This is a genomic window from Nocardia sichangensis (assembly GCF_047200615.1).
GTDB lineage: Bacteria > Actinomycetota > Actinomycetes > Mycobacteriales > Mycobacteriaceae > Nocardia > Nocardia sichangensis.
Map to the genome: position 1 here is coordinate 285,449 of NZ_JBJZOK010000001.1, position 13,409 is coordinate 298,857.

7 protein-coding genes are annotated in these 13,409 nt (G+C 72.2%); 3 read left to right on the plus strand and 4 right to left on the minus strand.

The window, feature by feature from the left end; genetic code table 11:
• Positions 1 to 10 precede the first annotated feature (10 nt).
• The 4 genes from ACL03I_RS01470 to ACL03I_RS01485 form a co-directional block, all read right to left on the minus strand.
• Positions 11 to 655 carry an HhH-GDP family DNA glycosylase gene (locus tag ACL03I_RS01470; RefSeq protein WP_355071483.1) on the minus strand — a complete coding sequence of 215 codons (645 nt, stop codon included), beginning with the start codon at positions 653 to 655 and terminating at the stop codon, positions 11 to 13.
• A gap of 107 nt (positions 656 to 762) precedes the next feature.
• Positions 763 to 2,316, minus strand: coding sequence for a dynamin family protein (locus tag ACL03I_RS01475; RefSeq protein ID WP_412804935.1), 1,554 nt, complete (start codon positions 2,314 to 2,316; stop codon positions 763 to 765).
• A complete protein-coding gene (locus tag ACL03I_RS01480) occupies positions 2,313 to 4,175 on the minus strand; it encodes a dynamin family protein (RefSeq protein ID WP_364424698.1) in 1,863 nt (620 codons plus the stop codon). Before ACL03I_RS01480 ends, ACL03I_RS01475 begins: the two co-directional genes overlap by 4 nt.
• A 37-nt stretch (positions 4,176 to 4,212) precedes the next feature.
• Complete coding sequence (locus tag ACL03I_RS01485; protein ID WP_412804936.1) at positions 4,213 to 7,491, minus strand: IniB N-terminal domain-containing protein; 3,279 nt, start codon at positions 7,489 to 7,491, stop codon at positions 4,213 to 4,215.
• A 298-nt stretch (positions 7,492 to 7,789) separates the two neighbouring features.
• Here ACL03I_RS01485 and ACL03I_RS01490 point away from each other — a divergent pair, with 298 nt between their 5' ends.
• The 3 genes from ACL03I_RS01490 to ACL03I_RS01500 are packed head-to-tail and all read left to right on the plus strand — an operon-like array spanning position 7,790 to position 13,300.
• Positions 7,790 to 9,577 carry an Hsp70 family protein gene (locus ACL03I_RS01490; RefSeq protein WP_412804937.1) on the plus strand — a complete coding sequence of 596 codons (1,788 nt, stop codon included), beginning with the start codon at positions 7,790 to 7,792 and terminating at the stop codon, positions 9,575 to 9,577.
• The gene (locus ACL03I_RS01495) at positions 9,570 to 12,143 is read left to right on the plus strand and encodes a LuxR C-terminal-related transcriptional regulator (RefSeq protein ID WP_356962870.1); all 2,574 of its coding nucleotides are present in this window, start codon (positions 9,570 to 9,572) and stop codon (positions 12,141 to 12,143) included. Before ACL03I_RS01490 ends, ACL03I_RS01495 begins: the two co-directional genes overlap by 8 nt.
• A 47-nt stretch (positions 12,144 to 12,190) precedes the next feature.
• Complete coding sequence (locus ACL03I_RS01500; protein WP_412804938.1) at positions 12,191 to 13,300, plus strand: hypothetical protein; 1,110 nt, start codon at positions 12,191 to 12,193, stop codon at positions 13,298 to 13,300.
• The last annotated feature ends 109 nt before the right edge of the window (positions 13,301 to 13,409 follow it).

A 13,409-nucleotide genomic window follows, 5' to 3' on the forward strand; every position in this document is an offset into this window, starting at 1 on the left:
GCGCGCTCGGTCAGGGCGCGGCGGCGAGAACCTCGTCGGCGATCTTCTCGTCCAGTGTCACCCGCACCAGGGCCGCGGCGAGATCCGCGGTGTGGTGGTTCGGCGCAAGGCGGGCCAGCCGGTCGGGATCTTCCGGCAACTGGACGCGCTTGGCGCCGCGCAGGGCTCGCTCGTCGAAATGGGGCTGGACCCAGGGCCAGGTGTCCTGGACCTCGCGTAGGAAGATGTCGGCGCCGGTGGGGCCGATGCCGTCGAACTCCTGGAGCAGTTCGGCCGCGCGCCGCGGGTCGTTGTCCGCCTTCTTCGCCAGCTCGCGCAGATCACCGTGGTAGCGGTCGAGCACGCGCGTGGCGTTGTGGCCCAGCCTCGTCGCGGTGCTCTCGTCGTAGCGGCGATAGTTTCCCCGCCCCAGCGCGTCGACCAGCTCCTGCCAGTCGGCGTCCGCCACCCGGTGCGGCGTCCGATAGCCGCTGCCGATCAGCTCCCGGGTGGCCCCGATCGCGATCTCGGCGGAGATGCGGGCACTGAGCAGCTGGGAAAGCATGAGCAGCTGGAACAGTGCGGCCGGTTTGTCGTCGAGCGTGATACCCGCTTCCTCGGCATATCCCGTGCCCGCACGGACGAGCAATTCGTGTACGACGTCCTCTTGGCTCATCGTTACCTCCTCTCGCTACCAGGGCGCATACCCGGGCCCACGTCGACTACACCGCCCTACATGGCGTGGATACGACGTCCCCGCAGGTCACCGCGCCGCCGGGGCGATCATTCCGGCAGCACGCTCAGGGTGCCCTCCGCGCTGCGAGCGGCGGTCAGGCAGGCCGTGGCGGTGAACTGGTCGGCGAGCGGGTGACGTGCCCGCGCGCGCCATTTCCGGACCGCGGCCATCGCTTGGGCCCGCTGCGCGGGGAGCGGTGCGTCGATCGGGAGGCCGAGGCGCAGATGGGGTGCGATCCCGGAGCCGCCGATGAGGCGGTGCAGTTCGGCGAGATCGTCCGCGGGCAGCGCCAGCTCGTCGGTGCGCAGGCGGCCGAGCAGGCGCAGCTCGGCGAAACCGTGCACATCCGCGAGCAGGGTGCGCACCCTGGGCAGCAGGCGATCGGCCGGGGTGCCTCGATAGGCGGTCAGCACCCGGGCCAGCGCGGTCAGCGCGGAATGCGCTTTGAGCTGATCGGCGCGCTGACCGAACTGCACGTCGAGCACCGAGCGCAGTTCGTCCACGCCGCTGCGGCTGGTCAATTCGGCGGCCAGCGTGGCCGAATCGCGCACGCCGAGCCGGATCAGCGTGACCGCCATCCGGATGCCGAACAACCCGAACCGCTCGGCCAGCTGCGCGCGCAGTTCCGGCGGCACCGGAAGCGGCACGTCGGCGCGCGCGAAACGGTCCGCCGAGAGCAACGCGGCGCTCAGTTCGTCGACCGGGACCCGCGCCAGCGCCTCGAAAGCCGCGAACTCCTGCTGACGCAGCGTCGCCGCGGCGAACGCGAGCAGGCCGGCGACCGGGATCACCGCCTGGCACAGACCCGTCCGTTCCAATTCCCCGGCGAAACGCGTGGCGACGTCACGCGCCGAGTGCAGCGCATCGATCCGGCCCGCCCCGATCTCGTCGGCCCGCGAGACCACGCCGACGATGCCGAGCGGGCCGGGCGCCCCCGGTCCACCGTTGGCCACGGCGGTTCCGGCGCCCACGCGCTCGAGAAACTGCACGTCCGTCGCGTCCAGCCGGCGCAGCAGGTAGACCACCGCGTCGGCGCCCGGGATGGCGACGCTCTGCTCGGACCGCTCGTCGTCCGCGCCGGGCGTCAGCAGACGCGCGGTGCGCCGCGACACCTCGCGCGACAGCGACGACGTGCCGGGGGTGTCGATGATGGTGGTGTGCGCGAGCGTCGCGGCGGGCCACTCGACTTCGAGATGATCGACCTCGCGCGGAGGCGGGGCGTTCCAGTTGAGCCGCTCCAGGTCGAAGGTCAGCCCGTGCGTCCCGCTGCCACGGCGGACCACGACATGCGCGCGGGCCCCGTCGGGAGCATACGCCGTCACGCTGGGTGTGGAGCCGTACCGATACCAGGTGACGACCCTGGTGCACTCGGTCGCGTCGGTCGGGGCGATGTCCTGTCCGACAAGCGAATTCAGCAGTGTGGACTTGCCCGCCTTGATCGAACCGGCGAGCGCCACCCGCAGCGGCTGATCCAATCGGCGGGCGCAGTCGGCCAGCAGGGCACGAGGCCGCGGCTCGCCCGCGAGCGCCGCTTGCGCCGCCCCGACCAGCCGATGCGCCTCGGCGACGATTCCCGGCACCGGGCCACCATCACGTCTCACGGGGTTACCGTACCGGCGGGTCCCATCGGTAGTGCGTTCTGCATGGCATCGGCGTATCGGCGCAGTTCGGCGACCACGCGCAGCTGCTGTTCCAGTTGCGCACCGCGTTCGGCGCGGCGGGTGGCGACCATGGACGCCGCCTCCTGCGCGGCCCGCAGCGACTCGTCGATCGAACGCAGGCTGCGTTCGGCGACGCCCGCGTAGTGGTCGCGCAACGCGCGGTGGATCCGGTGCAGTCGATCCTTCGACTCCTTGCCCGCCTGGAACGCCACATCGTCGACGAACCGGCGCACCGCCGCCTTCGCCTCGTTGCGCCGCTTGGCCAGCCTGGCCTGCTTGTCGTCCCGAAAAGCCTTGCCGCCCACGATCAAACCGGCGCCGATCGAGATCGGGTTGAGCATGGCGAGCCCGGCGAAGGTGGTGGCCAGCCCGACCATGAGCACGCCGCCGTAGGAGCCGCGCATGCCGACGAGCAGTTTGCTGCCGAGACCGATGTCGGGTTCCAGATCGGCGAGCGTGCCGGTGATGGCACGGCCGGTGTCGGCGCCTGCGCCGGGGCGCACGTCCGGCAGGTCGACGGCGCCGAGTTCGGAGAAGTGCTCGGCGACGCGCTCGGCGAGTTGAATCGCTCGCGCGTGGGTCCACAGCAGATTGTCGCCGAGCGCGGTATCGACGGTGCCGGTGAGGTGTTCGGCGATACGGTCCCAGTGCCTGCCCGGATCGTGCTCGTCGATCCATTCCTCGGTGCTGCGCGCGAGATTGCGCAGACGGTCGCGCAGGTCGTGGTCGACGTCTCCGGCGAGGTCGGTGATGCCGTCGGCGAGCGTCTGCTGCCAGGCGGCGGTCCTGCGGTGCAGTTCCTCCGCCGCGGAACGGGCGGATTGCAGCTCGCGCACCGCCGCCGCGCCCTGGGCGGGATCGCGGACCGCGACCAGCTCGCTGCCCAGAGCCAGCGCGAGATGCTCTGCCGCGGAGCGGATGTCGCGGGCCACGGCGGTGCGGGTGGCGAGCTGATCGCGCGCAACCACCTGGTCGCGCAGGAAGGTGTACAGCACGCCGAAGCCGGATTCGACGCCCAGCTGCGCGTCCTGCAACCGCATCGCGTGGCTGCGCAGCAGCGACGACACCGGGATCATCGGCACGTCGAGGCCGGCCCGCGCGAGATGGCCCAGATCGGCCTCGTGCACCTGGCGCCAGTGCGGGTACAGGTCGGTCTTGGTGAGCAGCAGCGCCACCGTCGGGCACAGTTCCCGCACCTGCCGCAGGAACGCCAGCTCGGGCTCGGTGAGTTCGGTCGACGCGTCCGACAGCACCAGGACCGCGTCCGCGGCGGGCACCAGTCCCAGCACGCCCGCCGCGTGAGCGTTGCCGTGCCCGCCGACGCCGGGAGTATCGATCAGCACGATGCCATCGGCCAACAACGCGTTGGGGATCTGGACCTCGAGCCGCACGATCCGACGTCCCTGCGCGAGCGGGGCGCGCTGATCGATCGCACCGATCTCGGCGATCGGCACCGTCACCCTGGTCTCCGCGCCGCTGGAGTCGCCGTGCGCCGCGAGGACCAGCTCCGCGCGCGGCTCCGGACCGTGCGCGAGCAGCATCGGCACCGCGGTTGTGGCGTCGTCGCCCACCGGGCAGATGTCCAGGTTCAGCAGCGCGTTGACGAAACGGCTCTTGCCCTGGTCCAGCTGCCCGGCGACGACGATGCGCCGCCGCGGGTCGCGGACCCGGTCGGCCGCCACTTCGAGGCGGCCGACCAGATCGTTGCGGCCCGCGGCACGGGCCGCCGCGATGGTTTCACCGAGTACCGACAGCAGCGGTACCGCCGGTGGAGTGGCGTTCGGCGCGGGTGTCCCCATCGCGGTATGGACCTCTTTCCGTATTACCGGGCAACTGTCAGTGCAGGAATGTATCGCCACCCAGCTCGGCGCCCGCCGAACCGCTCAACTCCGTGCCCGCATGGGTGTCGCCGAACAGGCCTGCGTCGGCATGGCCGCCCGCGGTGCTGTCCAAGCCCGAACCGAAGGCGCTCGACACATCCAGCGAGGACCAGGTGTGCGCGGTCGAGCCGACGCTGCCGCCGAGACCCGCGCCCGTGTCAACGGCACCGTGCGCCGCGCCGCCGGCGGAGCCCGCCAGTCCGGCGCCCGCGTCCGCCGCGCCGCTCACGGTCGAGTGCGCCGCACCGCTGAGGCCGCCCGTCGCGTCGATTCCCGTGGAGAGTCCGGAAGCCGCGTGCGAACCGACGCCGATACCGCTGTCCAGACTCGAACCGAGATGCGCTCCCGCGCTGGACGCGCCTTCCAGACCACTCGACAGACCCGCACCCGCGCTGCCCGCAGCGCCGAGACCGGTGGATAAGCCGGTCTCCAAGCCCGAACCAGCCGCACCCTCGATCCCCGTGGAGAGACCGGAAGCCGCGTGCGAACCGGCGCCGATGCCGCTGTCCAGACTCGAACCGAGATGCGCTCCCGCGCTGGACGCGCCTTCCAGACCACTCGACAGACCCGCACCCGCGCTGCCCGCAGCGCCGAGACCGGTGGATAAGCCGGTCTCCAAGCCCGAAGCAGCCGCACCCTCGATCCCGGTGGAAAGTCCGGAGCCGAGTCCCGCACCGGCTTCAGCGGCCGTGCCCAGTCCGGCCGACAAATCCGAAGCGAGTCCGGCACCAGCGTGAGTTCCCGCATCGAGCCCAGCCGAAAGCCCCGAAGCGAGTCCGGTACCCGCCTGAGCTCCCGCATCGAGCCCAGCCGAAAGCCCCGAACCCAGCCCCGCACCTGCCTGCGCACCGCCGTCGATGGCACCGGTCAGCCCGGCTCCAAGGCCGGTACCGGCGTGTGCCCCACCGCCCACGCCGGTGGACAGGGCCCCACCGAGGCCGGTGGACAAGCCCGTCTCCAGGCCGCTCGCCCCGTGGACTCCGGCGTCGAGCGCCCCGCCCAGGCCGGTCCCGAGGCCCGCACCGGCCTGCCCGCCGGTGTGCAGGGAGCTGTCCAGTCCGCCGCCGAGCTCCGCTCCGGTGTTCACGGCCGCGCCGAGACCCGTCGCGAGTCCGGTCTCCAGGCCCGCCGTCGCCTGCGTTCCGAGGCTTCCGGCACCACCGATGGCGGAGGAGAAGTTGCTTCCGAGTCCGGCGGCCAGGTTGCCGGAACCCTGCGCGGCGGTGTCGATTCCGCCGGTGAGCCCGGTCGTCGCCTGCCCGGTGGCATCGAGCGCGCCTCCGAGCCCGGTCTCCAGACCCGACCCGATCTGCGCACCCGCGTCGGCCGCCCCGTGCAACCCGGTGGACACCCCGGCGCCGAGACCGGCACCCGCCTGCGCACCGCTGCCGAGAGCCGCGTCCAAACCGGTGGTCACCCCACCGGCTCCGTTCACCGCGCCCTCCAGACCCGCACCCGCGGCGCCCCCGAGATTCGCACCAAGACCGTTCGACGCATCGACAGCACCGTTCAGACCCGCACCAAGACCCGTCGCGGCGCCAGCGGAACCATCCACAGCGCCTCCGAGATTCGCGCCCAAGCCGGTCGTCGCATCAACAGCACCGCCAAGATTCGCACCAAGCCCCGTGGCGGCACCCGCAGCACCCTCCAGACCCGCACCGACACCAGCGGTCAAATCCGTAGCGGCACCAACTGAACCATCCACAGCACCTCCCAGGCTCCCACCCAAGCCGGTCGTCGCATCGACAGCGCCGCCGAGACCCGCACCGACGCCCGCGGTCAAGTCCGTAGCAGCGCCGGCGGAACCATCCACAGCGCCTCCGAGGTTCGCGCCGAGACCGGTCGTCGCATCGACAGCTCCCCCGACACCCGCACCGAGCCCCGCGGTTACGTCGGTCGCCGCGCCCAGACCACCCTCCAGGCCCGCGCCCACACCGGTGGTGAGGTCCACCGCACCACCGACCGCGCTGTCCAGACCCGCGCCGAGGGCGGTCGTCGCGTCGACAGCCCCCCCAAGACCGGCACCCAGGCCCGAGGTCACATCGGTCGCCGCGCCCAGACCACCTTCCAGGCCCGCGTTCAATCCCGCGGAGATGTCCGTGGCACCCTGCACAGCGCCTTCCAGACCGGCGCCGACACCCGTCGTGATGTCCGCCGCGCCACCGATGGCGGTTTCCAGGCCCGCGCCGAGCCCGGTCGTCGCGTCGACAGCACCCCCGATACCCGCACCGAGATCAGCACCCGTCTGCACACTGCCGCCGATACCCCCGGTCACGCCGGTTGCCGCGTCCACCGCGCCTCCCAGGCCCGCGCCGAGCCCGGTCGTCAAACCGGTCGTCGCGTCGATCACACCGCCGAGGCCCGCGCCCGCCTGCGCACCCGTGCCCAAAGCGGCGTCCAGGCCTGTGGTCAGACCGGCTGCGGCGTCCACCGCGCCTTGCAGCCCCGCGCCTAGTCCGGCACCCAGGTCCGCTGCCCCGTTCACCGCGCCTTCCAGCCCGGCGCCCAGTCCCGCTGCCCCGTTCACCGCGCCTTCCAGCCCGGCGCCCAAGCCCACCGCCGCGTCCGCCGCGCCTTCCAGGCCCGCGCCGAGGCCGGCGCCCGCGTCTATGCCGGTGGAGAGGCCGGTCTCCAGTCCGGCGGCGATGTCGCCCAGCCCTTGGGCGTCGGCGTTCAGGTCGAGGCCCGCGCCGATACCGCTGATCACCTGAGCGCCCGCGCCGAGCAGGCCGCCCACGGCGGCGGACAGGTCGGCGCCCGCGTTCACCACGGTCTCGAGGCCCGCCGCCAGCCCCGCGCCCAGACCCGCGCCGAGCTCCAGGCCGGTTTCGATCGCGGTGTTCAGTCCGGCACCCACGTCCACGCCCGTACCGACACCGAGGTCGACGTCGAGCCCGCCACCCGCACCGGCACCGGCACCCAGATCCACGCCGAGATCGGTGCCGAGGTCGACTCCGGCATCCGCCACCGCCGCCGCGCCCACGGTGCTCGCCGCACCGATCGCGGCGGCCGTGCCGGTCTGCGCGCCCGCGGCCACGATGGACTGCAACTGGGAACCGCCGGTGACCAGAGCCGACTCGGCGACCATCGGGGCGCAGAGGGCGATGTCCTCCGGCGTCACCGCGCTCAGGCCTGCCGCGGCCAGCGCCTGGGTCGGGTTGGCGCAGTAGGCGACCGCGGCCTCTTGGTTCCGCAGCAGACCGAGGATGAACTCCAGAATCGCGTTGGGTGTCATGAGAATCTTCTCCTGAGTCCCGGCGGACCTCGCTGATCCGCAGTCGTTGGAATGCAAATCACGCTAGGAGCGCATCGCGTTACGCCGAAACGGGGCGGACCCCTACGACCGGCCGGGGCCGCCGGATAGGGGTGGGAGCGGAATTAGGGGAATTTCCCTAAACGTCCCCCTAACGAAGTAACGGCGGATGGCCAGCAACCGACAGAACGGTTGCGTCGGCAACCACAACGCCCAGCGCACGATCTCGGACATGCAGCAGCGACACCGGAACAGACAGCTTCTCGAACGGGGTTCTCGAATGACACAGCGCCTGGCGCTCGGCATCACTGTCGGAGCGTCGAATTCGGTCGCCGTGGCGGCAACGGAGGATGGCGACGACGGCCTCGGCCGGTCCGGCGGCGGCTACCTACGCTCGCATCCGAGCGTGCTGCGGCTGTCGCCGGACATGGCGCCCATGCTCGGCGCGGGCGCCGGCTCCACCGGCCGCCATTCCAGCGACGTTCTGCTGGAGGGTTTCCTCGCCAGGGTCGGCGACCCGGTCGGCATCCTCGCCGAGGACGGCTCATCTTATTCCGCCCCCGACCTGGTGGCGACCTCGATCGGCTGCCTGGTCGACGAGATCGCCGCCGAGAGCGGCCCGAGCGGCGTTCAGGCGACGGTCGCCTGCCACCCGGCCTGGTGGTCGCGGCACACCGTCGACGTCCAGCGCGACGCCCTCGAGCGGGCCGGACTCGGCGAGGTGACGCTGGTGCCGGAGCCCACCGCCGCGATCCGCTGGCTCGACGCCGCGCACGGCAGGGCCGACGACGGGGCGGTGCTCGTCTTCGATCTCGGCGCGACCGGCTCGACCGTCTCGGTGGTCCGTACCGGCGAGCACGCCAGCCTGCTCGGCACACCGTTGCGCAGCACCGACGTCGCCGGCGCGGAATTCGATCTGCTGACCATGCGCTATGTCCTGGCTAATGCGGTGCTCGCCGCGGATTTCGATCCGTTCGATCCAATGGTGGAACGCGGATTATCGGCATTGCGCGAGCACTGCAGGAAAGCGAAAGAAGAGCTTTCCATAAATACCGCGACCGTTGTTCCGGTGCGTGTTGACCCCGCGGATCCGCAGGGCAGCACCGTGCGTCTGGTGCGCGGTGAACTGGAAGACCTGCTGCGCGGACCGCTGCTGAGTGCGATGGACCTGATCCGCGACGCCGTGCACCGCGCCGGGCTCGATATCGGCGACGTCGGCCGCGTCCTGCTCACCGGAGGAGGAGGCGCCATACCGTTGGTCGCCGAACTCGTCTCCTCCGAGTTCGGATTGCCGGTCGTGGCGGCCCCGGATCCCGAGCACACCACGGCACGCGGCGCGGCGCTGCTGGCCGCCGACCTGCTCGCCGCCGAGACCGACCAACTCCCCATGGTCGATCCGGTGGTCGAGGACGAGACCGTGCCGCAACCCCGAGCGCTGCCCTCGGCGGGACTGGCGGCGCTGCCGGAGGAGCCGCCTGCGCGCGGGCGCGCACTGATCAGCAGGCAGCGCATCGCGGTGGTAGCCGGTATCGCGGCCGCCATCGGCCTGCTGGCGACCGGCACGCTCGCGATCGGCACCAGCATCCAGTCCGGCCAGGACAGCCCCGCCTCGACCGAGCAGTCCGGCACCGGCGCCGTCCAGGTCGCCGCGACGACGGGCGCGCAGACGGGCACGGAATCCGCATCTTCCGGTGTCGCCGCCACGGACTCGGCGAGCGCCACCGGCCGACCGCGGGCAAGGAACGAGGCGCCGCAGGCCGGTTCGCCTTCGTCCGCAGCTCAGGGCACGACCGCGGCCGTGGTGAAGAGCGAACAGAATCCCGATCAACCTGCCCCCGCGCCCGCCGTGGACTCCCCGGCGCAGCAACCCGCGCCGCAGCCGCAATCCCAACAGCCGTCTCCTGCTCCCGCGCCCGCACCGGCGCCGACCATCCCACCCGCGCCGACCCAGCAACAGCCCCGGCCTACACCGCCGACCGCCCCGAGCCTGCCGACCGGCGGGCTGGGCGACACCCTCGGCACGGTGCTGCGCGCTCCCGGAGAGATCCTGGGAGGCTCCGGTGGCTGATACCGCCTTCGACACCCTCCCCTGCGCCCGCGACATCTTCCGCGATCTGGATTCCGCCGACGACCAACCGGTGGTCTACCTGATCCGCGGCCGGTCCCAGACCGGCAAGTCGACGCTGCTCGCGGAGATCCGGGCTCGTCTGCGCGCCCGCGGCGTCCCGTTGCAGGACGACATCGCCGCGCTCCAGCACGCGCATGCGCGCAACGGCGCGCACCCCGTGCACCACACGACGAGCACCGCGGGCGTGACGACCGACATAGCCCGCCCCGCGCTGATCATCGACAATGCCCACACGCTTGGCCGACTCGATCTCGAATACCTCTGCGCCGCAGTGGAATCCGGGCATCGAACGATGGTGATCGCCGCGCAGCCGCGCCCGCACGACCCGCGGCTGCGGATGCTCGCCGACGCCGTCGCCCGGCGTGGTCGCGTGGTCGACCTGCGCCCACTGGGCGTCGCGGACATGGCGCCGTTCGCCCGAGAACTGGGCATGATGGTGCCGCGTCAGGTCGCGCAGCACATTCATGTGCAGACCGCGGGTATCCGCGGCGGCGTGGTGGCCGCGCTGACAGCCGCCTGCTCGGCGCGTCTGGACGCGGGCATCACCGCCGTCGACACGGCCGTCGCCGCGTGGGCGCGCGGGTTGCTGGACAACCTCGCGCCCGACCTGCTGGAGACCCTGGTTGTCGCCACGACGGGCACCGGCCTGGATTCCAGCGAGCTCACCGAGGTGCTCGGCGTGGAGCAGGCCGTCGCGCAGGATCTCATCGACCGAGCCAGGGCCAGCGCCCTGGTGACCGACGCCGACCTGCTGTTGGAACCCGCCGTTGCCCCACTGCGCACGCTGCTCGGCGACCGCAGGTTCGTCGCGGTCGAGCGCCGGTTGCTCGGCGCCCGGCTGGAGGCGGGCCTGCTGCGCGACCGCACCGCCTTGCAATTGGCCGAGTCCGGCGTCCGCGATCCGCGGCTCGCCTCTTTCCTCGTCGACGCCGCCGAGCAAGCCGGTCGCGACGCGGTTCGCTATTACGCCGCGGCGGCGGCCGTGGGTGCGGAACTGGATCTGATCGCGCTGCGCTGGGCCGAGGCGGCCGCCAGGACCGGCGACGGCGAGACCGCCATGCGCCTGGCCGAGCCGATGCTGGCGCGGTCGGGCAGCACGGGCGCGGAACTCGCTACGGCGGTGCGGATCTGCGCGGCGGTGCTCACCCGCCGGGGCCTGGTCGGTCGCGCGGCGCAGCTGTACACCTGGCTCGGGGGGCACCGGGTCGGCCCGGACTGGGCCGTCGGCGCCACGGTGTTGTGCCTGGCGGGCGACGTGACAGGCGCGCGGGAGATGTCCTCCTCGGCGACGAAGTGGCCGCCTACCGAAGCGGGCGCGCACGCGCGGCTGATCGCGACCGCGCTCGCGGACACCATCGAACCGGGCAACAACACCGCCGCCGCGGTATCGGCGCTGGTCCAGGCCGCCCATGCGGACGCGGGCGTGGACCGCTTCCTGCCTTGCACGGCGGCCTCCATCGCCACGCTGCTCTCGCTCGGCACCGGCGAGCCCCGCCGCGCCCAGGACGCGTTGCGGCGAGCCACGGCGAGCGGCCTGCGCTGCCATCAACTCGACGTGCTCGCGGCTTGGACGGCGATGCTCGGCGGCGACGAGCGCGCCGCCGCGGCCACCGTGGCCGCGCTCGACCACGATCGGCTCGACGTCCGCGACCGCCTGCTCGCGCACGGCGTCGCGGTCGGTCTCGCCCGGCGCAGCGGCGACCACACCGCGCTGGCCCGTGCGTGGCAGGCGGCGTATCCGTTGTTCGACGACGTGCAGACCGACCTGCTGGCGCTGCTGCCGATCGGCGAACTATGGCTGGCCGCCATCCGGATGCGCGACGAACGACGGATCGCGCCCCTGGTGGACGCCGCGCTGGCGCTGCTGCGTCGCTTGGACGATCCGCCCGCGTGGTCCAACGCCTTCCACTGGTACGGCGTGCAGGCCGCGATCGCCCACGAGAGCCCCGAGGAGCTGCTGCCGCACGCGCGCGCGTTGAAAGCCGCGGCCGAGGCGGGTGACCGGCACGCCGCCGTACTCGCCGACGCGGGCCGTACCTGGGTGCTGGTGCTGCGCGGCCAGGTGGTCAGCGCGCCGGTCCACGCGGCGGTCGCCGCCCTCACCGAAATCGGCATGACCTGGGACGGCGCCCGGCTGGCCAGCGAGGCGGCGCTCGCGGCGCCCGACTCGGCGACGGCCACCGCGCTGCTCAAACTGGCCCGCACGGTTCGCGCCGACGCCCGTCCGCAGGAGCCGCAGGCTCGGCAGGCGGCCCCGGCCGCGCACAACGGCGACACCCCGCCGCCCGTGCCGCCGCAGGCCGCGATTCTCAGCGAACGGGAACGCGAAGTGGCCGAGCTGGTTCTGCTCGGGCTCACCTATCGGGAGATCGGTGCGCGCCTGTACATTTCGGCGAAGACGGTCGAGCACCACGTCGCGCGCATCCGACGCCGGGTCGGTGCCCGTTCCCGTTCGGAGTTATTGTCGATGCTCCGCGCCATGGGACACGGTTCGCTTCTGGTGTGACCGGGTGCGGTTCCGTCAGCGGGAACGCCGAAGCGAGGTAGGTGAGGATGGCCACTGGGGTTGGCCTGCGCGTCGCCGACGACGAGTGCACGGCGGTCATCGTCACCGACGGTGACGAGCAGCCGGAGTACATCGTCCGGGAGTCGGTACTGCACATGTCCGAGGACGGTGACGCCGAATTGGGCGGTCCCCCGCCCACGGAGGAGTCCCACTCGATCAGCGGCTTCGTGGCCGCCGTCGGCGACCCGGCGGGTATCCCCGTCGACGACGGTGAGGCGTACCGCGCCGAAGACCTCGTCGCGACCGCCCTGTTCTGCCTGATCAACCTGGCCGCCGAACATCTCAGCGGAGCGGCCGAGTTCTACGCGACGCATCCGGCGGACTGGCCCGCCGAGCAGGTGCGTTCGCTGCGTGACGCGCTGGACTACCTCGGTCTGCGCTCGGTGCTGCTGGTCAGCGAGGGTGAATTGCCCAGCGCCCAAACCGGAGCCGACGGAAGATCGTTCGCCCACGACGCGGCCAGAGGGGCGCTGGCGGCGGTGCTCGCCACTCCGGCAGGGGCCACCCCGCCGGACCCGTCCACCGCGGAGAACTCGACGGTGGACACCATCATCATCCCGGCCGTGCCCGCCGCCGACGCGCAGCCGCAGGCGTACTCGGCGGCCATGCCGATCGCCGAGCCGATCGCGGCCACCGGAACGAAGCAGGTCGAGCAACAACCACAGCCGGCGGTTCCAGCGCGGCAACCGAAACGCACGCCGCTGGTGATCGCGGGCGCCGCGGCGATCGGCCTGGTGCTCGGCGGCATCGTGGTGGCCATGCTGCTGCGCGACGGCAGCGAGACGCCGGTGCCGCCGCTGCCCGACGCCAAGTCCGAGCCGACGTCGGTGCTCCCGGCCCCGCCGCCGGTCGTGACCACCACGGCGACCACCACCACCGAGACGTCCGAGCCACCGGTGGTGACCGAGACCACGACGCCGGAACCGACCACGACGACGCCGGAACCGACCACCACGACGCCGCCCACCACCACGCCGACCACCACCCCCACTCGGACTTCGACGACGCGGACCATCACGCCCACGACCAATCCGTTCGGTCAGCAGCTGCCGCAGATCCCGACCATCCCCGGAATGGGAATACCGGGTAGTCGGTGATTAGTAGCGTCCTTCTCGGGTTTGTGGCTTAGAGTGTTGCGCTGACCGGGTTGTCGGATGATTTTCCACACACCGGTCGATTGCTGGACGAAGACTGTGTGCCAACGGA